This window comes from Asanoa ishikariensis, assembly GCF_900107455.1.
GTDB classification, from domain to species: domain Bacteria; phylum Actinomycetota; class Actinomycetes; order Mycobacteriales; family Micromonosporaceae; genus Asanoa; species Asanoa ishikariensis.
The window spans coordinates 853,441-875,901 of the sequence record NZ_FNQB01000001.1; the positions used below are offsets into that span (position 1 = coordinate 853,441).

Annotated in this window: 24 protein-coding genes; 9 read left to right on the forward strand and 15 right to left on the reverse strand. The window is 69.3% G+C overall.

Going from position 1 to position 22,461, the window contains the following annotated elements:
* Nucleotides 1–436: 436 nt before the first annotated feature.
* Nucleotides 437–1,357: a 2-dehydropantoate 2-reductase N-terminal domain-containing protein gene (locus BLV39_RS03970; protein WP_090787313.1), complete on the reverse strand. Its 921-nt coding sequence runs from the start codon at nt 1,355–1,357 to the stop codon at nt 437–439.
* Between the two features lie 112 nt (nt 1,358–1,469).
* On the opposite strand from BLV39_RS03970, the gene BLV39_RS03975 reads away from it, so the two are divergent.
* A complete protein-coding gene (locus BLV39_RS03975) occupies nt 1,470–2,162 on the forward strand; it encodes a TetR/AcrR family transcriptional regulator (RefSeq protein WP_090787315.1) in 693 nt (230 codons plus the stop codon).
* On the opposite strand, the gene BLV39_RS03980 is transcribed toward BLV39_RS03975, so the two are convergent.
* On the reverse strand, nt 2,148–2,642 hold the full coding sequence (locus BLV39_RS03980; RefSeq protein WP_090787321.1) for a GbsR/MarR family transcriptional regulator: 495 nt from the start codon (nt 2,640–2,642) through the stop codon (nt 2,148–2,150). The two genes, BLV39_RS03975 and BLV39_RS03980, sit on opposite strands and share 15 nt — an antisense overlap.
* Nucleotides 2,643–2,737: 95 nt before the next feature.
* On the opposite strand from BLV39_RS03980, the gene BLV39_RS03985 reads away from it, so the two are divergent.
* Nucleotides 2,738–3,661, forward strand: a complete 924-nt coding sequence (locus BLV39_RS03985; RefSeq protein WP_090787324.1) for an ABC transporter ATP-binding protein — start codon at nt 2,738–2,740, stop codon at nt 3,659–3,661.
* Entirely contained in the window at nt 3,658–5,247 is a 1,590-nt protein-coding gene (locus tag BLV39_RS03990) for an ABC transporter permease (RefSeq protein ID WP_090787326.1), read from the forward strand. Before BLV39_RS03985 ends, BLV39_RS03990 begins: the two co-directional genes overlap by 4 nt.
* A 77-nt stretch (nt 5,248–5,324) precedes the next feature.
* Here BLV39_RS03990 and BLV39_RS03995 read toward each other — a convergent pair whose 3' ends face one another.
* From BLV39_RS03995 to BLV39_RS04005, 3 genes are read right to left on the reverse strand one after another with little or no spacing between them, the layout of a single operon-like run.
* The gene (locus tag BLV39_RS03995) at nt 5,325–5,621 is read right to left on the reverse strand and encodes a hypothetical protein (RefSeq protein WP_090787329.1); all 297 of its coding nucleotides are present in this window, start codon (nt 5,619–5,621) and stop codon (nt 5,325–5,327) included.
* A gap of 57 nt (nt 5,622–5,678) precedes the next feature.
* Nucleotides 5,679–8,057 (reverse strand): ABC transporter permease, encoded by a 2,379-nt coding sequence (locus BLV39_RS04000; protein ID WP_090787332.1) that lies wholly within the window; start codon nt 8,055–8,057, stop codon nt 5,679–5,681.
* A complete protein-coding gene (locus tag BLV39_RS04005) occupies nt 8,057–8,827 on the reverse strand; it encodes an ABC transporter ATP-binding protein (protein WP_090791107.1) in 771 nt (256 codons plus the stop codon). The genes BLV39_RS04000 and BLV39_RS04005 overlap by 1 nt, the downstream gene beginning before the upstream one ends.
* Nucleotides 8,828–8,936: 109 nt before the next feature.
* On the opposite strand from BLV39_RS04005, the gene BLV39_RS04010 reads away from it, so the two are divergent.
* Nucleotides 8,937–10,175 (forward strand): sensor histidine kinase, encoded by a 1,239-nt coding sequence (locus tag BLV39_RS04010; RefSeq protein WP_090787334.1) that lies wholly within the window; start codon nt 8,937–8,939, stop codon nt 10,173–10,175.
* Nucleotides 10,163–10,807 (forward strand): LuxR C-terminal-related transcriptional regulator, encoded by a 645-nt coding sequence (locus BLV39_RS04015; RefSeq protein WP_090787337.1) that lies wholly within the window; start codon nt 10,163–10,165, stop codon nt 10,805–10,807. The genes BLV39_RS04010 and BLV39_RS04015 overlap by 13 nt, the downstream gene beginning before the upstream one ends.
* 21 nt (nt 10,808–10,828) lie before the next feature.
* Here the strand turns inward: BLV39_RS04015 and BLV39_RS42805 are convergent, their stop codons facing one another.
* The gene (locus BLV39_RS42805) at nt 10,829–10,999 is read right to left on the reverse strand and encodes a hypothetical protein (RefSeq protein ID WP_176984757.1); all 171 of its coding nucleotides are present in this window, start codon (nt 10,997–10,999) and stop codon (nt 10,829–10,831) included.
* 101 nt (nt 11,000–11,100) lie between these two features.
* Here BLV39_RS42805 and BLV39_RS04020 point away from each other — a divergent pair, with 101 nt between their 5' ends.
* Nucleotides 11,101–11,580: an NUDIX domain-containing protein gene (locus BLV39_RS04020; protein WP_090787339.1), complete on the forward strand. Its 480-nt coding sequence runs from the start codon at nt 11,101–11,103 to the stop codon at nt 11,578–11,580.
* Here BLV39_RS04020 and BLV39_RS04025 read toward each other — a convergent pair.
* Nucleotides 11,556–11,999, reverse strand: coding sequence for a GNAT family N-acetyltransferase (locus BLV39_RS04025; RefSeq protein ID WP_090787342.1), 444 nt, complete (start codon nt 11,997–11,999; stop codon nt 11,556–11,558). The genes BLV39_RS04020 and BLV39_RS04025 overlap by 25 nt on opposite strands.
* A gap of 67 nt (nt 12,000–12,066) precedes the next feature.
* Here BLV39_RS04025 and BLV39_RS04030 point away from each other — a divergent pair, with 67 nt between their 5' ends.
* Nucleotides 12,067–12,981: an NAD-dependent epimerase/dehydratase family protein gene (locus BLV39_RS04030; RefSeq protein WP_090787345.1), complete on the forward strand. Its 915-nt coding sequence runs from the start codon at nt 12,067–12,069 to the stop codon at nt 12,979–12,981.
* Here the strand turns inward: BLV39_RS04030 and BLV39_RS04035 are convergent.
* The 7 genes from BLV39_RS04035 to BLV39_RS04065 form a co-directional block, all read right to left on the reverse strand.
* The gene (locus tag BLV39_RS04035) at nt 12,959–13,795 is read right to left on the reverse strand and encodes a glycosyltransferase (RefSeq protein ID WP_090787348.1); all 837 of its coding nucleotides are present in this window, start codon (nt 13,793–13,795) and stop codon (nt 12,959–12,961) included. The two genes, BLV39_RS04030 and BLV39_RS04035, sit on opposite strands and share 23 nt — an antisense overlap.
* On the reverse strand, nt 13,792–14,658 hold the full coding sequence (locus BLV39_RS04040) for a polysaccharide deacetylase family protein (RefSeq protein WP_090787352.1): 867 nt from the start codon (nt 14,656–14,658) through the stop codon (nt 13,792–13,794). The genes BLV39_RS04035 and BLV39_RS04040 overlap by 4 nt, the downstream gene beginning before the upstream one ends.
* The gene (locus tag BLV39_RS04045) at nt 14,655–15,413 is read right to left on the reverse strand and encodes a hypothetical protein (protein WP_143049634.1); all 759 of its coding nucleotides are present in this window, start codon (nt 15,411–15,413) and stop codon (nt 14,655–14,657) included. The genes BLV39_RS04040 and BLV39_RS04045 overlap by 4 nt, the downstream gene beginning before the upstream one ends.
* 74 nt (nt 15,414–15,487) lie before the next feature.
* A complete protein-coding gene (locus tag BLV39_RS04050; RefSeq protein WP_143049635.1) occupies nt 15,488–16,297 on the reverse strand; it encodes a hypothetical protein in 810 nt (269 codons plus the stop codon).
* 128 nt (nt 16,298–16,425) lie between these two features.
* Nucleotides 16,426–18,492, reverse strand: coding sequence for an alpha-galactosidase (locus BLV39_RS04055; RefSeq protein WP_090791108.1), 2,067 nt, complete (start codon nt 18,490–18,492; stop codon nt 16,426–16,428).
* Between the two features lie 9 nt (nt 18,493–18,501).
* Nucleotides 18,502–19,791, reverse strand: a complete 1,290-nt coding sequence (locus BLV39_RS04060; protein ID WP_090787361.1) for an MFS transporter — start codon at nt 19,789–19,791, stop codon at nt 18,502–18,504.
* The gene (locus BLV39_RS04065) at nt 19,788–20,372 is read right to left on the reverse strand and encodes an SAM-dependent methyltransferase (protein WP_090787366.1); all 585 of its coding nucleotides are present in this window, start codon (nt 20,370–20,372) and stop codon (nt 19,788–19,790) included. Before BLV39_RS04065 ends, BLV39_RS04060 begins: the two co-directional genes overlap by 4 nt.
* A gap of 37 nt (nt 20,373–20,409) precedes the next feature.
* Here BLV39_RS04065 and BLV39_RS04070 point away from each other — a divergent pair, with 37 nt between their 5' ends.
* Together BLV39_RS04070 and BLV39_RS04075 are read left to right on the forward strand one after the other, a co-directional pair.
* Nucleotides 20,410–20,688, forward strand: a complete 279-nt coding sequence (locus tag BLV39_RS04070) for an acylphosphatase (protein ID WP_090787369.1) — start codon at nt 20,410–20,412, stop codon at nt 20,686–20,688.
* A 17-nt stretch (nt 20,689–20,705) separates the two neighbouring features.
* A complete protein-coding gene (locus BLV39_RS04075) occupies nt 20,706–21,467 on the forward strand; it encodes an SDR family NAD(P)-dependent oxidoreductase (RefSeq protein WP_090787371.1) in 762 nt (253 codons plus the stop codon).
* Here the strand turns inward: BLV39_RS04075 and cydB are convergent.
* Entirely contained in the window at nt 21,457–22,449 is a 993-nt protein-coding gene (gene cydB, locus BLV39_RS04080; protein WP_090787374.1) for a cytochrome d ubiquinol oxidase subunit II, read from the reverse strand. The genes BLV39_RS04075 and cydB overlap by 11 nt on opposite strands.
* Between the last annotated feature and the right edge of the window lie 12 nt (nt 22,450–22,461).

The following is a 22,461-nucleotide window of genomic DNA, read 5'->3' on the forward strand; positions in this document are numbered from 1 at the left end:
CCTACGTCGCGGCTGCCGTGCCGGCCCTCTACGCGGTGACCCGGTTGGGCTTGGCGGTCGCCGTCGCTTCGGGGATGGTCGAGGGGGAGTTCGACGACCCCGACCTGGCGCTGGCGGCGACCGGGCTGGGCGGCTTCGCGCTGGTCGGCGCGTGGCTGACCGTCGGGCTGGTCCGCCCGTGGGGCGAGCGCTTCCCGCGCTGGATGATCGGCCTGGCGGGCCGGCGCGTCCCGGTCAAGTTGGCGACGGTCCCAGCCACCGCGGTCTCGATCGCGGTAGCTGGTGCGAGCGCGAGCTTCTTCAGCGATCCCGGCCTGCTCGGCGACATGGTCTCGGGCGAGGTCGCGGTCTGGCCGATGGCTTTCTGGCCACTGTGGAGCGTGACGCTGCTGCTCGCCGCCTACGCCTACCACCGCCGTCGCACCTCCCTCACCGGTCAGGCGGCGACCGGCTCCGGGGACGGGATCGAGGCGCGGACCGCCTCGTCGACGTCGGTGGCCGACAGCCCGAAGGTCGACTCCGCCAGCGTGGTGTCGAGCACGAAGGGGCGCTCCCACTGGTAGCTCATCTCGACGAACTCCCGGGTGCGGCGGTCGAAGAGCCCAGCGGCTCGGACCGCCGCCTTCGGGTAGCTGCGCAGCCGCGGCAGCGGGTAACCGCCCACCTCGGCGACCTTCGCGACCACCTGGCGCATGGTCATCGGTGCGGGCGAGGGCACGTGCCACGCCTGACCCCAGGCGCGCGGGTCGCGGGCGAGCGCGATCAGCGCGGCGCCCATGTCGCCGGTGTAGGTGAAGGTGTGCGGGTGGTCGAGCGGGCCGGGCAGCCAGACCGTCTTGTTGGCGCGCAGGCCGGGCATCGCCATCTCGATGATCGAGTAGCGCGGGCTCAGGTAGTCGGAGCCGCGCACCTCGGTGACCCCGCTGATCCGGCCCGATCGGTAGGCCGCCACCGCGTCCTCCCACATCTTGACCCGGACCCGGCCCTTGACCGTCGGCGCGGCCAGCGGCATGTCCTCGGTCATCGGGCGGTCGACGGGACCGTAGACGTAGAGGTTGCCGGTGATCGCCAGCGGCGCACCGCTGGCCCCGGCCGCGGCCAGCATGGCGTCGGCCATCGGGGGCCAGTCGGTCGGCCAGGTGTGGTACGGCGGGTTGGCGCAGTTGTAGATCGCCACCGCGCCCTTGCTGAGCCTGGTCAGAACGGTCGCGTCACCGGCGTCGGCGGCGACCCGCTCGATGTTGGGGTGGACCGGGCCGCTCCCGCTGCGGGTGATCAGGCGGACCTGCTCACCGGCCTCGGCGAGCTGGCGGGCGGTGGTGCTGCCAACGGCTCCGGCGCCGACGATGACATGCATGATCTTCCTCCATCGAGTGGATTGGGAGAGCAGTGCTCTCCGTTGAGAGCAATAGTCCACGGATCAGTGCCCTCTGTCAAGAGCAGTGCTCTCTTATGAGACACTTGTTCTCGTGAAGGCCACATCCATGCGGGCCCGGCTGCGGGCCGAGATGACCGACGAGATCAAGGCGATCGCGCGGCGGCAGTTGGCCACCGAGGGCGCGAACCTGTCGCTCCGGGCCGTCGCTCGCGACCTGGGCGTCGTGTCGTCGGCGATCTACCGCTACTTCCCGAGCCGCGACGACCTGCTGACGGCGCTGATCCTCGACGCGTACACCGCTGTCGGTGATGCGGTCGCGGCCGCGGAGGGCGCGGTCGACCGGGCCGACTTCGCGGGCCGCTTCCTCGCGATCTGCCACGCCGTGCGGGATTGGGCCCTGGCCAACCCGCACGAGTACGCGCTGATCTACGGCAGCCCGGTCCCCGGCTATGCGGCCCCGACCGACACGGTGGCGGTGGCAACGCGTGCGGTGACCATTCTCGGCAGGGTCATCGAGGACGCCGCCCGCGCGGGCCTGCTGAGCCACGACGACGTTGTTCTGCCGCCTGACGTCGCGGGGGAGGTCGAGCGCATCGGCGAGACCATCGCGCCGAGCGTGCCGCTCGGCGCGCTCAGCCGGGCGCTCGGGAGCTGGCTACAGCTCTTCGGCTTCGTCAGCTTCGAGCTCTTCGGCCAGCTCAACAACGCGGTCGAGCTCCCGGGCCCGCTCTTCGACCACCAGATGCGCGCCCAGGCGCGCTACATCGGGCTACCCCTGCTCTGAGTCGTTGATCGTCTCTCGGTGCTTCAGGTAGCGCTCCAGCAACCCGGTGAGCTCGCTCTGGATGAACTCGTAGAAGTCGCCCATGGCCGCGATCCGGTCACCGGCGGGCGTGGTCCGGCCGCCGGCGGCCTCGACGCCGCCCTCGGCGAGCTTGGCGACCTGCGCGAACAGGGTGCCCTTGACGATCGAGCCCAGGTACCAGGCGTCGTCAGGAAGCTTGTAGCGGTCGCGCCGTGAACCAGGCACCGCCGAGCGCTCGACCAAGCCGAGGTGCTGGAGATAGCGCACGGACTGGGAGACGGCGGCCGGGCTGATCTCGAGCCCGTCGCTGAGCTCCTTGGCGGTCAGCGAGCCGGCGTCGGTGGCCATGAGCTGCATGAGTACGCGGGCCGCCATCCGAGGGAATCCCCAGTCGGCATAGAGCCGTGCCATGTCCTCGACGTACTGCCGTAGGGCGGCCTCGTCGCGTTCCCCAGCCATGTCCCGCACCTCCTCCAGTTCCGTGATCTATCTTGACGCGCTCTTGACGCGAATCAAACTTCACAACTTTGTGAAGCAAGTGTAGCTTCCAAATTATGGAGAACGTCATTTCGGTCAATGGGCTCGTCAAGAGCTTCGGCCGGACCCGCGCCCTCGACGGTCTTGACCTCGAGGTGCGCCGCGGAGAGGTGCACGGCTTTCTCGGCCCCAACGGTGCGGGCAAGTCGACCGCGATCCGCGTGCTGCTCGGCCTGCTCAAGGCCGATAGTGGCACCACCACCCTGTTCGGGGGAGACCCCTGGCGCGACGCGGTGTCCCTGCACCGTCGCCTCGCCTATGTGCCCGGCGACGTGACGCTGTGGCCCAACCTGACCGGAGGCGAGGTCATCGACCTGCTCGGCCGACTCCGCGGCGGGCTCGACACCAAACGCCGCGACGAGCTGGTCGAGCGATTCGAGCTGGACCCGCGCAAGAAGGGCCGCACCTACTCGAAGGGCAACCGGCAGAAGGTGGCCCTGATCGCCGCCCTCGCCTCCGACGCCGAGCTGCTGGTGCTCGACGAGCCCACGTCCGGACTCGACCCGCTGATGGAGTCGGTGTTCCAGAGCTGCGTCAACGACGAGCGCGGCGCCGGGCGCACGGTCCTGTTGTCCAGCCACATCCTCGCCGAGGCCGAGGCGCTGTGCGACCGGGTGAGCATCATCCGGGCCGGCCGCACGGTCGAGTCGGGCACCCTCGCCCAACTGCGCCACCTGACCCGCACGTCGATCCACGCCGAGCTCGCCGGCGAACCCAACGGGATCGGTGCGCTCGCCGGCGTGCACGACCTTGTCGTCGAGGGCGAGCGGGTGCGCTTCCAGGTCGACAACGCCGAGCTCGACACCGTGCTGCGCGCACTGACCACGGTCGGGGTCCGCGGCCTGACCAGCCAGCCGCCGACGCTGGAGGAGCTCTTCCTGCGCCACTACCAAAAGGCCGAGCAGGCTGATGGCCCTGCGGGCCAGGCGGTGCCGGCATGACCGGCACCTGGCAGCTCTTCCGGCTCAACCTCCGTCGCGACCGCGTCGTGCTTCCCCTGTGGACGATCCTGCTCGGGCTGTTTCCCGGCCTGGTCGCCAGCAGCTTCGCCAGCCTCTATCCCGACCCGGCCGAGCTCGCGGAGTTCGCCGCGTCCATGTCCAACCCGTCACTGACCGCCGTGTACGGCCCGATCTGGTCACCGAGCCTCGGCGGCATGACCTCGTGGCGGTCCAGCATCGTGCTGCTGATCGTCGCGCTGGCCACCGCGTTCACCGTCATCCGGCACACCCGCGCGGAGGAGGAGCAGGGCCGCCGCGAGCTGCTCGGCGCCACCGTGGTCGGTCGCGGCGCCGGGCTGGCCGCCGCGCTGCTGGTCGCGTTGCTGGCCTCGGCGGTCGTCGGTGGCCTGACCGCGCTCGGCACCGCGGCAGCCGGCGCCGACGGCACCGGTTCGGTCGCGCTCGGCCTCCAGTACGCCCTGGCCTGTCTGCTCTTCGGCGCGATCGCGGCGGTCGTCGCGCAGCTCACCCAGGGCGCCCGCACGGCACGCTGGATCTCGGGCGCGGTGCTGATCGGCGCCTTCCTGCTGCGGATGCTCGGCGACGCCGGCGGCGACCTGAACTCGCCCCTGTCCTGGATCTCGCCGATCGGCTTTCTCCAGCGGATCCGGCCGTACGCCGACGAACGCTGGTGGGTGGCCGGGGTCGTGGTGCTGGTCGTGGCGCTGCTCGCCGCCGCCGCGTACCGGCTGAACGCCGTGCGCGACCTCGACGCGGGTCTCATCGCGTCGCGGCCCGGTCCGGCGCGGGCGCCGCGCGCCCTGCTCTCCCCGCTCGGCCTGGCGTGGCGGCTGCAGCGCTCGACGCTGTTCGGCTGGCTGATCGGGTACGCGGTGCTCGGCGTCTTCCTGGGCTCCGCGACCGACGCGGCGGTCGACGCCGTCAAGGACAGCCCCGACCTGGGCGACGTGATCGGTCGGCTCGGCGGTGGCGCCTCGATCGCCGACATGGTGATCGCCGCCGGCCTCGCGATCATGGGGATCGGCGCGGCCGGGCAGGGAGTGCAGGCGGCCCTGCGTGCCCGGAGCGAGGAGAGCGCACTGCGCGCCGAACCGATCCTGGCCGCGGCGGTCGGGCGTACCCGCTGGATCGGTGGGCACCTGCTGTTCGCGTTCTTCGGGCCGGCGCTCGGCCTGCTCGTGGCCGGGGTGTTCCTCGGCATCGGCTACGGCACCGCATCGGGGGAGGGCGGCGGCGCGATCGGCCGGGTGACCGGCGCGGCCGCCGTCCAGGTGCCGGCCGTCTGGTTCACCGTGGCGATCGTGGTGCTGCTGTTCGGCCTGTTGCCCCGGCTGACCTCGTTGGGCTGGGGAGTGCTCGCGTTCTTCCTGCTGCTGGGCCAGCTCGGCGCGATCCTCCAGCTCAGTCAGTGGGCGCTGGACCTCTCGCCGTTCAGCCACCTGCCGGCGCTGCCCGGCGGCGACCTGACCGTGACACCGCTGGTCGCTCTGGTCGCCCTCGCGGCCGTGCTGACCTCGGTGGGCCTGGTCGGCTTCCGCCGGCGCGACCTGGCCAGCGGCGGATAACCGGTTCGGTGGGGCTCGCGGTCGAAACCCCGAGCCCCACCGAAACATGGGCTCAATTTTATAAAACGAACGCTCGTTCATTGACGACCGAGGTCATCGAGGGGTACGACGCCGGCCAGGCCGGTGATCACCAGCAGTTCGACCAGACGCTCGTCGGCGCCTTCGACGGTGACCTCGCAGTCGTGCCGGCGGGCGGTCAGGCAGATCCGGGCGAGCGCCTCGACGGTGAGCAGGTCCGGGCAGGCCAGGGTTACGCAGACCACGACGCGCACCGGGCCGGGCAGCGCGGCCAGCCGCTCGCACAGCCCCAGGATCTCGCCGCGCCGGATGGTCGGGCCGAGCGTCAGCACGATTCGACCCGTCGACGGCTGCATGCGCACCTCCGGCGGGTACGACGGCCTCCTCGACGAGTTCGTCGTCACCCACCGACATCATCGCGGTTGCACGCGGTGCAAGGTGCGGCGGGTGGCCAGCAACGACGCGCCGAGCGCCAGGACGGCGCACACCGCGACCACGACCGAAAGCTCGGGCCACGGCAGGATCAACCGCACGTCGGCTCCGGTCTGGCCCGCCAGCGCCGACCGGATGCCGAACAAGGCGGGCAGGGCGACGAGGAACCCGACCGCCGTGCCGAACAGAACCACGAGCGCGGTCTCCGTGCCCACCATCCGCAGGATCTGCCGGTTGGTCGCGCCGGACAGCCGCAGCACCCGGAAGTCGCGGCGTCGATCGCCGGTCGCCATCACCAGCGTGTTGGCCACCGCGATGCTCGTGTAGCCGACCGACATGCCGACCATGACCAGCACGAAGATCCACACGAGGCCGTCCTCGTCGTCGTTCGACGAGTAGGTCAGCGGGTCCTGCGCCAGCACGCCGAGACCGGCGGGCACCGCGGACACCGGTGCGCCGCGCACGTACGCGGTCTGGGTCAGGGCCGACGGGTCGTGTTGCCGGACCAGGTCGCGGGGCAGCAGCAGCGGGGTAGGCAGTGCCTCGGGCGGCACCGAGGCGGCGACCCGCAGCGGCACGATCTCTCCGTCCGCGAAGGTGAGTCGCAGGGTGTCACCGGGTCGCCAGCGTGGGTCGGCGACCACCACCGTGCCGGCGGCCAACGCGGCGGCGTCGCCGGCGACCGGCACCGCGCCGGGCACCACACCGAGCGCGTCGGACGGCGTCTTCCCGTTTACGAAGACCTGAGTGGACAGTCCGGACAGGACCGTGCCGGGCAGCCCGGCCACCGCCGTGTCGGACAGCCCCGGTGTGCCGTCGGCGGTGACCACCACGTCGACGCCCAAGGCCCGCGCGTCCTCGCCGCCGAAGGCCGGCGACATGGTCTTGACCATGCCGAGGATCAGCACGGCGAAGCCCACCGTCAACAACACGGGTCCGGCGGTCGCCGCGGTCCGGCGCACCGCCGCTCCCGCGTTCTCCCGCACCACCTCGCCGGTGGCCGACCGGCGCAACGGCAGCGTCAGCGCCCGCAGCGCGGGCGGGATGACCACCGGTGCGAAGAGGGTGATCGCCACGATCAGCGCCAGCGCTGAGAAGATCGCCGTCGTCATCGAGGCGCCGTCCTCCACCATCGGCGTGAGCACGGCCAGCGCCAGCCCGGTGACGCCACACAGACCCCCGAACACCCAGCGGGGCACGGTCATCGCGCGGCGGTCGACCGCCGCGTCGCGCAGTGCCTCCAGCGGCCTCACCCGCGCCGCCCGGCGGGCCGCTGCCCAGGCACCGGTCACGGCCACCACGACTCCGGTCAACACGGCGGGACCGACGGCGAGCAGGGATGGGCTCGGTGTGAAACCGGCCGGCTCCAACTCGGCCCGCACCAGCAGGTCGCCCAACCAGGGCGCCGCCAGCATGCCCAGCGCGGCTCCCGCCGCCGACGAGACCACGCCGACCACCAGGGCCTCTCCGAGCAGCAGTCGGCGGGTTTGTCGCGGCGTCGCGCCGATCGCCCGCAGCAGGGCGAGCTCGCGGCGCCGTTGATAGGCGTTGAGCGCCGCGGTTGACGCCATCACGAACACGGTCGCGAACGCGGCGAGCAGCACCATGACGGTGATCAGTTGCGTGCCCAGCCAACGGGTGCGGCTGACCGCCTCCGGCTCCAGAGCCGTGCGCGCGTCGCCGGCCACCACGGTGCCGGCACCCCCGATCTTCGCGCGCGCGGCGGCGGCCACGGTCTCAGCGGCCGCGGCGGGTTCCAGGACCAGGCCGATCGCCCGTACGCCAGGTGCCAGCGCGACCGCCGAAGCGTCCGACACGTAGATCCCGGGGCCGTCGACCGTCCCGGAGACCCGCATCGGCCTGGGGCCGGTCGCGGTCAGCACGGTGGCCGAGTCGCCGGGTGCGAGCCCATAACCCGCGTCCAGCACCACCTCGTCCGCGGCGCTCGGTGCGGCGCCGGCCACCAATCGGTAGGGCGCCAACGCCGCCGTCGACCAGCCGTGCCCGAGCGGGTCACCGGCCGCCGGGTCACCGATCGGCCGGCCGGCGCTGACGAGTTGGGCGTAGAACGACCGGTCCGGCACCGCTGCCGCCACGCCGGGCACGGCGCGCAGCGATGCGGCCAGTTCCTCGGCGCGCCCCGTGGACCACGGCACGTACTCCACGTACGCCTCGGCGTCCTCGCCTCCGGCCGGAGACTGGACGATCACCGCGGCCCCGGCGAGCCGGTCCGGCACGGCCGGCTGGGCGGACACGAAGACCACCAGCGACGCGGTGAGCACGCCGACGCCGAGGGTCAGCGCGATGAACGAGCCGACGAACCCCGTCCACCGCTCACGGACGGTCGACCACGAGAGCATCACGCCTCCAGCCGAGCCATGCGGGCGGCGACCTCTGCGGCGAACCCGGCGTCGCCCGGAGTGCCGGGCGCGGTCAGCTCGTCGACCAGGTGACCGTCGGCGAGGAACAGCACCCGATCCGCGTACGCGGAGGCAAGCGGGTCATGGGTGACCATGACGACCGTCTGGCCGTGGCCGTGCACGGCCTCCCGGAGCAGCCCCAGCACCTGCCGAGACGAGCGCAGGTCCAGCGCGCCGGTCGGCTCGTCGGCGAACACCACGGCCGGCCGGGTGACCAGCGCGCGGGCGATCGCCACCCGCTGCTGCTGCCCACCGGACAGCTCGCTCGGCCGATGCCCGCCCCGGTCGGCGAGCCCGACGGACGCGAGTGCGGCCGCGATGTCGTCGGGTGCCGGACGCCGGCCGGCCAGCCGCAACGGCAACGCCACGTTCTGCGTCGCGGTCAGTGCGGAGACCAGGTTGAACTCCTGGAAGACGAAGCCGATCAGCTCCCGGCGCAGCGTGGTCAGGCGATGTTCGGACAGCCCGCCGAGCTCGGTGCCGCCGACCGAGACCGTGCCCGCCGTCGGCTGGTCCAGCCCGGCGGCGCAATGCAGAAGCGTCGACTTGCCAGAGCCGGAAGGGCCCATCACCGCCGTGAAGCTGCCGTCGCGGAAACCGACGGAGACGCCGTCGAGGGCGGTCACCGCCGCCCCGCCAATGCCGTACGTGCGCCGTACCGACCGCAGCGTGACCGCCTCGGCCTGCCGGGCACCTGTCGTGATCGTCATGCCCACCAGCCAACCGTCGAACGACGCCCGGCACATGGGCGCGAAGGCGACAACCGGGGGTATACCTGGGACTACCGTCGATCAGGACACCGCCGGGTACCGTCTGCTCGTGACCGCCCGAACCGCCTTCCAAGCCGTGAGCGAACGCCCGCTGGGCTTCCTCGCGTCGTCCTGGCCGTGGCGGTCCGTGGCCTACCTGATCTCCGGCGTGCTGCTCGGCGCCGTCACCGCCGGCGTGCTGATCGGCCTGTTGCTGGCCGGCGCCCTGCTGGCCCTGGCGCTCGTCGGCCTGGTCGCGTTTCTCGCCGTCGCGCTCTCCGGCATCGCCGTCGGCCGGTTCGAACGGTGGCGGCTGCGCCTCGTCGACCCGGACCCGCTGCCCAACCCGCATCGCCGACCCGAACGCAAGGGCCGGATCGCCTGGGTGCGCACACGGCTGCGCGAGCCGGCCACCTGGCGCGAGCTCGGCTACACGGTGGTCTCGCTGGGCGCCCTGTGGTGGATCGACGCGCTGATGCTGGGCATCGTGCTCGGCATCCCGGTGTCGCTGGTGCTCACCCCGTTCTTCCAGGAGCCGAGCCAGTTCGTACCCAGCTTCCTGTTCGTGGTGGCCGGGCTCGCCCTGTTGCCGTTCGCCGCTTATCCGGTGACGGTCTGGGCGGGGGCGCGGGCGGCGTTGGCCCGAGCGGTCCTCGCCCCACGCGACGCCGAGCTGGGCGCGCAACTCGTCGAAGTGGCCCGGTCGCGGGCGCGTCTGGTCGACGCGTTCGACATCGAGCGCCGCCGGATCGAGCGGGATCTGCATGACGGCGCACAGCAGCGACTGGTCGCGCTGAGCATGGCGATCGGCCTCGCCCGCCTGGAGGTGTCCGACGACTCGCCGGCCGCCAAGCACCTCACGGCGGCGCAGGACGAGGCCGAGCGGGCACACCACGAGCTGCGCGAGCTGATCCGCGGCGTACACCCGCAGGTGTTGACCGATCGGGGTCTGCCCGCGTCGGTCACCGACCTGGCCGACCGGTCGCCGGTGCCGGTGGACGTCGACGTCGAACTGCCCCGGCGGCTCTCGCAGCCGGTCGAGCTGACCGCGCATTTCGTGGTCAGCGAAGCACTGACGAACGTCGCCAGACACAGCCAAGCCCTGTCTGTCACCGTCCATGTCCGGCTGCATGTCGACACCCTGGTGCTGGAAGTGCGTGACGACGGCATCGGCGGAGCCGACCTGGCCCTGGGAACTGGCCTAGCCGGGCTGGCGGACCGGGTCGCGGTGACCGGCGGCCGGATGCTGCTGTCCAGCCCGCCGGGTGGGCCGACCCTGATTCGGGTGGAGATGCCGTGCTCCGGATAGTCGTGGCGGAAGACGCGGTGCTGCTGCGCGAGGGCCTGATCGGCATCGTGGAACGGTTCGGCCACCAGGTGATCGCCGCGGTGGGCGACGCGGCGGCGCTGACCACGGCGGTCGCGCACGACCGGCCGGACGTGGTGCTGACGGACGTGCGGATGCCGCCGAGCTTCACGGACGAGGGCCTGCGAGCGGCGGTCGAGCTGCGCGCTGCCTACGAAGGCCTACCGGTGCTGGTGCTGAGCCAGTACGTGCAGCCGACGTACGCGGCGGAACTGCTGGACAGCGGCGGCGGGCGCGGGGTGGGCTACCTACTCAAGCACCGAGTGGGCCGGGTCGAGGAGTTCATGGACGCGCTGGTACGGGTGGCCGCCGGCGGAGCTGCCGTCGATCCTGAGGTGGTGGCGCAGTTGTTGGGCCGGCGCCGGGACCCGTTGACCAGGCTGACTCCTCGGGAGCGGGAGGTGCTCGGGCTGATGGCGGAGGGACGCTCGAACGCAGCGATCGCGCGGGCGCTGGTCGTGTCAGAGGCGGCGGTGGCCAAACACATCGCGAACATCTTGGTCAAACTCGACCTACCACCAGCCCCGGACGAACACCGCCGCGTCCGCGCCGTCCTGGCCTTCCTCGGCGGCTGATCATCGGCTCTGCTCTGCGGATCAGCCCGGCAGGCCGTAGAACGCTCGGATGAAGGCGTGCTGGTCCGCCAGGGACGTGACCCGGGCGGCTGGTGCTGGATCCAGCAGGTCGACGACGTCGAAGGGCCCTTCGCCGGTCAACACGTAGCCCTCCCGCCCGCCGGAGAACTGGCGCAGTTGTCCGGACGGCAAGACGTCGGCAGGTTGGCGTCTTCTCCCCAGCATCGCGTCGCCCGGTAGCGGTGCGGTACGTCAAAGCCACATGCCAACCACGATGGGTATAGTCCGGCGGCATGAGCCGGGACCTCGCCGAGTCGGCCGCGCTGGTTTCGGCGTCAGCCGTGATGTTCGACCAGGACGGCCGATTGCTCGTCGTGAAGGCACGCGGCGAGCGTGAATGGGACATTCCCGGCGGGCATCTAGCCGTGGGCGAGGATCCTGTGGCTGCCTGCGAGCGGGAGATCCTTGAGGAACTGGGCGTTGCGGCGCGGGTCGAACGCCTCTTAGCTATCGACTGGGCTCCGCTTCCTGACGGCAGAGCAAAGCTGCTCTTTGTCTTCTCTGCCGAACTGCTGGAGCCGGTCCGTGCGTCACCCAGGGCCCAGGCGGAACTGGAGTCTGCTGAGTACATCGCGCCCAATTCGGCTTTACCGATGCTCGCCGAGCGTGTCCGCAAGCGGGTTGCCGCCGCGCTCGACGTGCTTCGCGGAGACGGTTACGCGTTTCTGACGGACGGTAGCATTCCCCGTTACGCCTCAAGGACGATCCGGTAGACATTGGTCTCTCTCTTGACGAAGCCGATCTGTTGATAGAGGCGGTTCGCTGCCACTCGCTTGGGCCGCGAGGTCAGATCGACGTCGCGCCGACGGGCTTGCCGTGCGACGTCGAGACACGATCCGATGATCGCGCGCCCGATGCCGCGCCGACGGTACTCCTCGGCTACGACCACATCCTCGATAATTGCGCGCCTGCCAGTCAGGACTTCAAACGTCACAAGAATTCCGCAACCCACGATCTCTCCATGATGTCGAGCAACAACGACGGATACGTTCGGTTGGGAGAAGATGGCTTCCATGTCTTCGTCGCCAGGCGCGTCAGCATCATCGGCGAGTTGACCGAGCAACCGGGCCAACTGTCTGGCGTCCTCGGGACTCGCGGAACGGAGCAACTCGATGTCATACGAGAGCGCCACAGCTCATCTCCTGAATCGCTCATCTGTGTAGGATATGCATATTGATGTCAAATGATATACTGCGAGAATGAGGCGATGCATCGTAACGGGATCGTCAGGTTTTCTCGGACGCCACCTGATTAATCATCTCGCAAAAAGATCCGACTTACAAGTCGTTGGCGTTGACATTCTGCCTCCCGTTGCAACTGGAACGGAGCATCACCAGGTCGACTTGCTCGATCGGTCGGCCACCAGAGCAGTGTTTAAAGGCGCAGACATGGTCTGCCATCTCGCGGCCATGGGCGACGTTGTAGCCGCCGAGAAGAACCCTGAGCGCACACTGGAGAGAAACGTCGCTGCGACGCTCAACGTAAGCCGCGAGGCGGCCGATGCGAATGCGTATCTGATCTATGCGTCGACGTGGGAGGTGTACGGTCAGTCCGCGACGGCCAGCGAATGGGGCGCTGTCGACGAGAGCCGGTATTGCCTGCCGACAAACTACTATGCCGCTACCAAACTAAGCGGCGAACACGTCATTAGCGCGACAGCCGCCATCTCCGAACTTCGCTATTCGATCCTTCGACTCGGCACCGCGTACGGCCGCGGAATGCGCCCACACACAGCCATCATGTCCTTCCTCGCTGCAGCCTCAACGGGAAAGGACATTGTTATCGCCGGCACGGGCGGTCAAACGCGTCAGTTCACTCATATAGGCGACATATGCCGAGCCTTTGAACTAGCGTGCGATCACCAACCACGCCGAGCGTTGCTGAACATAGCGGCACGTCGCTCAGTGTCGATTTCCGAGGTCGCGGGCGTGATCTGCGGTCACTTCGGGGTCAACGCGGTGTCGAGCGCCGGGCGTCACGGCGATCCACCCAACGCGGTCGTCGATGTGCAGGCCGCCAAGGTCGCGCTGGGCTGGGAGGCAGCAATGGACTTCGAGTTCGGCTTACGCGAGCTCATCGCGGAACACGCCGTCACTGACTCAAGTAGGCCGTGAGTCGGCAGTTCCCGCTGCAGATATCGCATACAGATACTCCGGCGACCGGCAAAAGCCTTGAGTAGCAAGGAGCTAGCCACTCGTACAGACGCCGAATATGCGACGTCAGTCGAGGAAGGAGTCGATCCTCCCACGATGCGGTGCGGTACTTCTCGACCTGTCGCGCCGACGAGCCATCGTAAATTGCCGGAATGACCACTTGCGCGAAAGAATCGCGCGAGATACCGGACTGTGCCGCACGTACGAGAATCTCGACGGACACATGGGCGTCAAACTTCAAATGTGGCAGGAGTCGTCTGAGAGTCGGCGCCTTGATACCTACTAGACCACAGGCGGGATCGCTGACATCCCATCCGGTGACCCGCGCGAGCGCTGCCGACAGCACGTGCGCCATGAAAACACGGTCCGCCGGGGTCGACCGCTGATCCGCGCGCGAGCTGAATCGCGCGCCGTTGACGATGGTGGCGCCGTTGATCAAGGCCGCCTCAACTTCGTCCACGCTCCCCGGCGGATGCTGACCATCGCCATCTACGAACACAATCTGCTCGGTCTCATCCGCGAGGAGGCGTTCCAGCCCGTACCGGATGGCTCCGTCGCGGCCCAACCGTAGGGCAGTGCTGAGCACCTCGACGTTGTGAGCCCGACCGATAGCCGCTGTCGCATCGTCCGACGCATCGTCGATGACGACGATCCGGCGAGAGGAAGCTCGATGCAGTTGCGAAAGAAAGCCGACGAGACCATCGGCTTCATTGTTACTGGGTACTAAGACCAGCGTCCGTGGACGATCGGCCGCGGTATCCGTGGACTCGCTCATGAGATCGAATCCAGCCGAGCCCGATCGATCTGATCCGTGAGTGCATTCGAGGTGGACACTTCGTCGACGGACACCCGGTTATGGGCACATGGCCCAACGCGTCCAGGCCGCAGGCGGTCGTCCGCCAGTAAAACGGTGCCGAAGTCGGACGCACGCGCGGGACGCATCGGCAACGCTTTGCCGTCCGGCACGGCGAACAGGTCACCCTCATACAGCCCATGTTCGCGCAGCCATCCCTCCGCTAAGCGGACCTGCTCGGTGAACTCAGCTGCAGACATGATGGCGTAGCTGGCGTGAGTCCATCCGTGGTTGCCTATGTGGACCCCTAAGTCGAGCAACGATTGAAGGTCGTCAAGGGTTGGTGGCTGCAAATAGGAGGGAATGGCCGGTGCTGGAACGCACAGCGCCTCCGCGGTGTACGCGGCGAACGAAACCCGGTCGTCCTCGTTACGCAATGACAGAAGGCGTGACTTGACCAAGCGGCGGAAACGCTCCTTTGCCGCACGATCAGCAAGGGGATACACGACACCCTCGAAGCCCACCTGCTGCAGCGAGGTCTGGTCCAGCGCACAGTTAAGCACCGCGAACGGATAAACTTGTCGCGACTCTATGTTCCAAGGGTTGACGAACAGTGTCACAGCCATGCCGGCGTCCGCGAGCAATCGAGCGACATTGGCCGCGGCCTCGGTGCTGTCATCGACGGTTATTGCTATGCCCCGCCCCGACACGGCTTCCGCGACATCGACCACCTGAGCACTTATCAGCTTGAACTGTTGGATTGCCTCCTGTTCGCTCACGAAATTGCGGGAAGTAAAAGACTGCGGATCGGGCGCATTGATCGCACCGTGCAGCGCCAGGATCAACCACGCACCTCGATTCCTATGAAGCTTCGATCGTCGAACGAGGCATTTCCGGGCTTAACGCCTTTGGTGTGGGGTGGCGAGCCGATCATCAGCGGGTCCGCCTGAATCCGCGCTAAGAGCGCCAACTCGCTCTTTTCCAGGCTCGGGGAAGGATTGGGATAGCCGTCACTCACCAGCGTGAGGCGGCCACAGCCTGGTGGCACGGGGAAGACGTCTACCCGGGCACGCGGATCGACAATGCCGTCGAACGCGCCGTAGCCCAAGTTGACGTCGGCGCTGTTTCGGAATACCGCTGCTTTACGGAGCAACGGCAGAACGAGCTCGCGCCCCAGATCGTTCTCGCGGAGCTTGTCCACGCTGGTGCCCTCGGCGATCAAACATCTCAGGTACGCTGCGCGCGTCCGAGCGGCGATCTCCTCGTGCGGCGCGTGACGCACGTGAAACTGGTCGTCGATCCCGAACGCGCAGTCGCCGATTCGCCAGACCTCTCGGCGTTGGCAGGCGAGAATCACCATCGATGCCGCTGGAATCTCATCGCTTGGCAATGAGCCTGCCTGCGAGTTGCGCAGGCGTTCGTCGCGAATCGTCTCGTGCAGCAGCTGGATCGCTTCGTCCGCTGAGGCATTTTCGGGAAGCGACTGCACAGCCGCAGCAAGCACGTCCGCGATGACTTCGCCGCTGAAAAGCCCTTGTCGTCTGTCTGAGGTTTTCGGTGTCGACCCGTCGATCACCGCAACGAATGACGGTGTGATCACGACTCGATCTTGACCGCCATCGTCTTCACCGCTAGCGCTGAGACAGTACGACTCCAAAACGCGAAAGGTCTGCACTAAAGTTCCTTGTAGTAGAGCTCCCGGGGCGGCAGCACGTGTCCGTTGTGGATGTCGCTTTCGACGACGGCGATGAAGTCGCCCTTGAACTTCTTACCCAGCGGCCGCACGGACTGGACGAAGTACCGGGCTGCCGCAACGACACCGTACGTGTGCGCACCCGACAACAATATTATTGTGCGGGGCTTGGCCGAGTACGGGTTGGTTATCCGAGCCACCACGCCGTGGTCCATGGTCAAAGGTGCGGTGACTTGATCGAGGGGGATGTTGACTCCGTTGGGCGCGGTGAGCGACAGGCTGTCGAGCTTGACCTGGCTGCGTGGCTCGAGCCTCTGCAAGATGCGTGCGGCGACCTCGTTGTTCTTCGGGCCACCCAGCACGATAACGTCCTGCTCCATCTCCTTGCGGAACTCGTCGGGGAAACACAGGCGTTGCGTGTCGAACTGCGAGTACGCCCGAACGAGCGACGGCGAGATGACCGCGAGCGCTCTGGCCTGACCGACGCCGGTTGAGGGGCGCTCGTACGCGCCGGTGTTGGTCGTGACGGATTGCGCGATGCAGATGCTCGCGCTGTACGGGTCCTTCAGCCGCCATCGCCGCCGCTCTGGTACTCGCTGCCGAAGCCTGGTGCCGAACCACGTCAAAACGGCGAGTCCGACGCCGGGTGTCAATGCGGTAAGGAGGACCTGCTCGGTTAATCCCATTCGCCACGCGCCTTCCTGCGAATCGTTAGCCGGCGGTCGGACGCGGGCCGGGCGGCGACCCGAAAGCATATACCTGCGGTTCCGCAATTGATAGGTTGCGCTCACCAGTTTGGGCTATCTGCGAGTTTTGTCGAATGGCGCTTCGAGGGCCGCGCTTTACTCTCCGAATTCGCGATCTTAGGATCCCATCCCCCAAGGCACCCGCACTCACGCCTTCTGCCGGCCCCAGGGCCCTACTCGTCCCCTCGCACCTCGAAGACGATCGCCTGTTCTGGGCGTAGGCGGGGCACCTGGAAGCCGATCGTGGACAGGGCACGGCCCGTCGTGATGAAACCGTCGTCGGGTAGCTCGGCGTCGGCTCCCCAGCAGCGGGTCACGCGGTAGCGGCGTTCCGGGTGCAGGCCCGGCAAGCGAAGACGACGCTGGCGTAGCTCGGTCGGGTTGTCGAGTTGGGCGTGCACGAAGACCGCCGCCTCATCCGTGACCACGCCGGAGACGTCGCCGTGCACCGTGCGGCCACTGTGGAGCACCACCCGCAGACGCTTGTAGAGAGCTGCCCATTCGGCCAGCAGATCTAGCTCGACCTCCGTGCACGTGCTGATGTCCCACTCGATGCCCGCGTGGCCGAACAGGGCCGTGGCGCAGCGGAAAGCCAGGCCCGCGCTGCGGCCCGTCGTGTGGGCTGGGCTCGGGCCCACGTGGCTGCCGATCAGTTCCGGCGGCAGCAGCAGGCCCGTCCAGCGTTGGATGTGCTGCCGGTCCAGCGCGTCGTTCGAGTCCGAGGCCCAGACCCGGTCCGTGCGGGCCAGGATGCCGAGGTCGACCCGGCCGCCACCCGACGCGCAAGACTCGATCTCCAGAGCGGGGTGTCGCGCGCGGAGGCGGTCGAGCAACGCGTAGACCGCGGCCGTCTGGCGGTGCACGCCCGCGACCCCATCGCGGGCCGCTTCCAGCAGGTCGCGGTTGTGGTCCCACTTGAGGTAGTCGAGCTCATATTCAGTGACCAGCGCGGAGATCCGGTCGAATAGGTAGTCGGCGACCTCGGGCCGGGCCACGTCGAGGACGTGCTGGTGTCGGGATGGTCGGGGCAGCCGGCCCGGGGTGGCCAGGATCCACTCCGGATGGTCGCGGGCCAACGACGAGTCCGGGTTGACCATCTCCGGCTCGAACCAGAGGCCGAACCGCATGCCGCGCGACCGCACGTGGTCGACCAGCGGGTGCAGTCCCGAGGGCCAGACCACCGGGTCCACCGTCCAGTCGCCCAGCCCGGCCGTGTCGTCGCGGCGGCCCGGGAACCAGCCGTCGTCCAGCACGAAGCGCTCGACGCCCACGCGGGCGGCGAGGTCGGCCAGGCGGGTCAGGCGGTCCAGGTCGTGGTCGAAGTAGACGGCTTCCCAGACGTTGAGGGTCAGGGGGCGAGGGCCGTGCGGGTGGCTCGGCCGCGACCGGATCATCCGGTGCAGCCGGTCGCTGAGCCCGTCGAGCCCGGCGTCCGACCAGACGAAATAGCCTGTGGGCGTCGAATAGGACTGCCCAGGCGTCAGCCGCACCTCGCCCGGCTCCAGCAGTTCGCCGCCGCCGAGGACCGCCACCGTGCCGGAGATTCGCTCGGCGTACTCCTCGTGCCCGCCGCTCCATCCGATATGGACCGCCCACGCCTCCGAGAAGTCGGGCGTCCCGGCTACGAGCAGCGGCGTGGCGTCGTGGCCCGTGCGGCCGCGCCGGCTCTCCCGGGCGTGCGTGCCGTTCCCGAGCGGCCGTCGTTGTGGCACCCGCTCCAGACCCCATCGTCCGGTGAAGTCGAGGACCTCGGTGGCCTGTTCGGGAAGGGGCAGCACGGTACGGAGCGCGGCGATCGTCCAGACGTCGGTGCCGACGTTCGTCAGCGTGTGCCGCAGGTGCACGACACCATGAAGATCGAGGCGGAGCTCGCTGCGCACCCGCACGCCCGCCGTCTCGTCGACCGCTTCGGCGACCACCGAGCCCTCGGAGACCGACACCGGACCGTCGAGTGCGAGCCGCAGATAGGGCCACTGCCCTGACCGGTCGCCCGTGACGCCAGGGCGGCCCGCATAGCCGTCCCACTGTGTCGGGAGCAACGGCATGCTCCCCACCGGCTGGGTCGGACCTTCGACAGCGGAGGCAAGATCGCCACCGGCGGCCGTGACCAACGCGCGCAGCGCGGCGTCGTCGAGCGGGCCGGGATCAGCGCCCCAGTGCACCACCCGGGGCAGTCCGGGGCCGGCGAGATCGAGGATCAAGGCCGCGCCCGCGGCGGCCAGCACGACGGGCTCGGTCATCGCCACAGCCTACGTTGGCTGCCCGGCCACGGCGAGATCGTCGGAGGGCGTCGGGTCGATGGTGGTCACCGCGGTGTCGCTCGGCGCCTGCTGCTTTCGGGCCAGGGCCAGGAAGGGCCAGGCGAAGGCCGAGATGACACCGCTGATGACGTACGACGTCGGGTAGCTCCAGACGTCGGCGGAGCGGCCAAGAATCGGCTGGGCCACCACGCCGCCGGTGGAGCTCATCAGCGAGTCGAACGACAGGATCGTCGCGCGTTGGCGGGACGGGATCAGGCTGTTGATGAACGCCTGGCGGATCGGGGTGGCGGCGGCCCACAGCAGGCCCCACAGCATGATCAGGGTCAGCACCACCCAGAAGTTGGCGATCAGGCCGATCAGCACGACGACCATCACGCTCAGCACCGCGGCGGCCAGCAGGGCCGAGCTGCGACGCCGGAAGAGCCCGCGGATGCGGCCCGTGAGGAAGCCGCCGGCGATCTGGGCCGCGGAGAGCAGGGCGGCGACCAGGCCGGCCACGCCGTAGGCCTGCGGGTCACCCCACAGCTCCAGCAGGTAGGGCTGCAGCGCGTAGAAGACGTAGACGCCCACGCCGCCGACGAACGGGGCCGCCAGCATCAGGTAGCGGACCGTCGGGACCCGCCAGCCGTAGTCGACCGAGTCGCTGACGATGCGGCGGATCTCGGCGATCGGGCGGCCGCCGCGGTTGGGGGTGAAGCCGATGTCGCGCATCACCACCGCGGCCACCACGAACATCACCACCAGCACCCCGGCCCGGACGACGAACGGGACGCCGAGGTTGGTGAGCTGGGCCAGGTAGCCGCCGCCGACCGAGCCGGCCAGCATCGCCATGCCGGAGGCCATCTGGGCCCGGCCGAAGACCGCGTCGAGTTGGCCGTCGAAGCCCGTGGCGGTCAGCGCGTCGACCAGCCAGGCCTCCGTGGCGCCGGAGAAGAAGGTGAAGCCCAGGCCGAGCAGCGCCGAGACCACCGCCCACTGCCAGAACGGGGCGTGCAGGTGCCAGAGGAGCACGTAGAGCCCTGTGGTGACGGCCAGCGTGAGGGTGCCGAGCAGGAACGAGGCGCGCCGGCCGCGTAGGTCGGCCACGATGCCGGTCGGCACCTCGAAGAGCACCATGCCGGCCGTGAAGAACGCGTTGGCGGCGAACGCCTCGAGGTTGTTGAGCCCCGCGTCGAGCAGGAAGATCGTGTTGATGCCCCAGATCAGCGACGCGGCGAGCGTGTTGCCGACCGTCAGCAGGTAGTAGATCCGCTTGATCGACGCCGGAGTCGCGGTCACAACGCACGCTCGGCACGGACCAGCGTGTCGATGGCGTCACGCGCACCGTCGACCGGCCGACGCACGGAAGCGGCACGCCGGACCACCAGGTCACCCAGCTCCGCCACGATCCCGGAAGGGGTCCACAGCCGCGAAAGATCCTGCGGCCCGCCCGTGCCCTCGGTGAGGTTGGTCGCGTCATGCCCGACGGCCAGCAGCGTGCCGCCGGGAGCGACCGCCGCGGCGGCCCGGCGCAGCACCGGCTCCCACAACTCCGGCGAAACGTGCAGGTAGGCGATCAGCACCAGGTCGACCACCGGCGGCACATAGTCGGCCAGGTCGGCGTGCACCCACGTGACGTCGAGCCCACGCGCGGCGGCCAGGCGCCGGCCCTTGTCGAGGGCCACGGCCGAGAAGTCGACGGCGGTAACCCGCCAACCGAGGCCGGCCAGCCAGAGCGCGTTGCGCCCCTCACCGGCGGCGAGGTCGACGGCTGTGCCCGGCGACAGCCCGGTCAGCTCGTCAGCCACGAACCGATTCGGCGAAGCGCTCCAGACCAGGTCGGTCTCGGCGTATCTGTGGTCCCACCCCTGCGCGTCCATCGCCGACAAAGCTATCCCCCGGGTCCGACAATGAAGCGTGATCAGACGTCGAGTGGTCGTGACCGGCCGGGTGCAGGGCGTGTTCTTCCGGGACACCTGCCGCCGGCAGGCGCTCGCGGCCGGAGTCACCGGCTGGGTCCGCAACCTGTCCGACGGCAGCGTGGAAGCCGCCTTCGAGGGGTCACCGGACGCCGTCGACCGCATGGTGAAATGGACTCGCAAAGGGCCGCCCGACGCGGTGGTCTACGACACCACGGTGACCGACGAGCCGCTCCAGGGCGACGACGACTTCACCGTGCTGTCGACTCCCCGCTGACGAAGGGAACGACGCGCATGGGTGTCCTCGACCACTTCCGGCTCGACGGCAAGGTCGCGATCGTCACGGGCGCCTCGTCCGGTCTCGGGGTGGCTACCGCCGTCGGGCTGGCCGAGGCGGGTGCTGCGGTGGTCGTCGCCGGGCGCCGCAAAGACCGGCTCACCCAGACCGTCGCGCTGGTGGAGCAGGCCGGCGGCAAGGCGCTCGCGGTGCCTACCGACGTGTCCGACCCCGATGCCTGCCGCGCGCTGGCCGCCGCGGCGGTCGAGCACTTCGGCCGGCTCGACATCCTGGTCAACAACGCCGGCGTCGGCACCGCGGTGCCAGCGTCACGGGAGACGCCCGAGGAATACCGCCAGGTCCTCGACATCAACCTGATGGGCGCCTACTGGATGGCCCAGGCGGCCGGCAAGCACATGACCGACGGCGGCTCGATCATCAACATCTCCAGCGTGCTCGGCATCGTCTCGGCCGGGATGCCGCAGGCCGCGTACTCCAGCGCCAAGGCCGGCCTGCTCGGCCTGACCCGCGACCTGGCCGCCCAGTGGACCGGCCGCAAGGGGATCCGGGTCAACGCGATCGCGCCCGGCTTCTTCCCGTCGGAGATGACGGACCAGTACCCGGACGGCTACTACGAGCAACGGATCGCCCAGGTGCCTGCCGGTCGCGCCGGCGACCCGATGGAGTTCGCCGCCACGGTGGTGTTCCTGGCGTCCCGTGGCGCCGGCTACATCACCGGCGCCACGATCGTCGTCGACGGAGGCGCCACTATCGTGTGACCGGCGCCAGCCTCTTGCGGAACACCCAGTAGGTCCAGCCCTGGTAGAGCAGCACCAGCGGGAGGAACAGGACCGCGACCCAGGTCATGACCTTCAGCGAGTACGGGCTGGCAGCCGCGTTGGCGATCGTCAGCGTGCCGGCCGGATCGCCGGTCGAGGGCAGCACGGCCGGGTGCAGCGCGGCGAACAGCGCGACCACGGTCAGCCCGATCGCGGCCGCGGTGCCGGCGAAGGCCCAGCCCTCCCGGCGTACCCGGTTGGTGGCCAGCGCGGCGACGGCGGCGAGTGCCGCCGCGCCGCCGAGCCCGATCGTGACCGCGTCGCGGCTCAGGTCGACCACCAGCCAGGCGAGGAAGCCGAGGAGCAGCGCGACCGCGACCGGGCCGAACCGGGACGCCAGCCGGTTGGACCGGTCGCGCACCTCGCCGGTCGTCTTGAGGGCCACGAACACCGCGCCGTGCCAGACGAACACCGCACCGAACGTGGCGGCACCGAGCAGCGCGAACGGGTTGAGCAGGTCGACCAGGCCGCCGGTGTAGTCGTGGTCGGCGGCCAGCGGGACGCCGCGCACGATGTTGGCGAAGATCAGTCCCCAGAGCAGCGCGGGCAGCAACGATCCACAAAGGATGGCCCAGTCCCAGCGCGCCCGCCAGGCGGCGTCTTCGCGCTTGCCCCGGAACTCGAACGCCACCCCGCGCACGATCAGGGCCAGCAGGATGAACAACATCGGCAGGTAGAAACCGGAGAACACGCTGGCGTACCAGTGCGGGAAGGCCGCGAACATCGCGCCGGCGCCGGTGATCAGCCAGACCTCGTTGCCGTCCCAGACGGGGCCGATGGTGCCGAGTAGCTGCCGCCGCTCGGCGTCGTCGCGTGCGAACGTGCGCATCAGCACGCCGACGCCGAAGTCGAAACCCTCCAGCACGAAGTAGCCGACGAACAGGAAGGCGATGGCGAGGAACCAGAAGGTCGAAAGGTCCACTGTGGTCTCCTC

What these genes read in the sequence shown, in the direction of transcription:
- BLV39_RS03970 (WP_090787313.1), bottom strand. Translation starts at nt 1,357, where the DNA reads ATGCATGTCATCGTCGGCGCCGGAGCCGTTGGCAGCACCACCGCCCGC.
- BLV39_RS03980 (WP_090787321.1), bottom strand. Translation starts at nt 2,642, where the DNA reads ATGGCTGGGGAACGCGACGAGGCCGCCCTACGGCAGTACGTCGAGGAC.
- BLV39_RS03985 (WP_090787324.1), top strand. Translation starts at nt 2,738, where the DNA reads ATGGAGAACGTCATTTCGGTCAATGGGCTCGTCAAGAGCTTCGGCCGG.
- BLV39_RS03990 (WP_090787326.1), top strand. Translation starts at nt 3,658, where the DNA reads ATGACCGGCACCTGGCAGCTCTTCCGGCTCAACCTCCGTCGCGACCGC.
- BLV39_RS03995 (WP_090787329.1), bottom strand. Translation starts at nt 5,621, where the DNA reads ATGCAGCCGTCGACGGGTCGAATCGTGCTGACGCTCGGCCCGACCATC.
- BLV39_RS04000 (WP_090787332.1), bottom strand. Translation starts at nt 8,057, where the DNA reads ATGCTCTCGTGGTCGACCGTCCGTGAGCGGTGGACGGGGTTCGTCGGC.
- BLV39_RS04005 (WP_090791107.1), bottom strand. Translation starts at nt 8,827, where the DNA reads ATGACGATCACGACAGGTGCCCGGCAGGCCGAGGCGGTCACGCTGCGG.
- BLV39_RS04020 (WP_090787339.1), top strand. Translation starts at nt 11,101, where the DNA reads ATGAGCCGGGACCTCGCCGAGTCGGCCGCGCTGGTTTCGGCGTCAGCC.
- BLV39_RS04030 (WP_090787345.1), top strand. Translation starts at nt 12,067, where the DNA reads ATGAGGCGATGCATCGTAACGGGATCGTCAGGTTTTCTCGGACGCCAC.
- BLV39_RS04035 (WP_090787348.1), bottom strand. Translation starts at nt 13,795, where the DNA reads ATGAGCGAGTCCACGGATACCGCGGCCGATCGTCCACGGACGCTGGTC.
- BLV39_RS04055 (WP_090791108.1), bottom strand. Translation starts at nt 18,492, where the DNA reads ATGACCGAGCCCGTCGTGCTGGCCGCCGCGGGCGCGGCCTTGATCCTC.
- BLV39_RS04065 (WP_090787366.1), bottom strand. Translation starts at nt 20,372, where the DNA reads ATGGACGCGCAGGGGTGGGACCACAGATACGCCGAGACCGACCTGGTC.
- BLV39_RS04075 (WP_090787371.1), top strand. Translation starts at nt 20,706, where the DNA reads ATGGGTGTCCTCGACCACTTCCGGCTCGACGGCAAGGTCGCGATCGTC.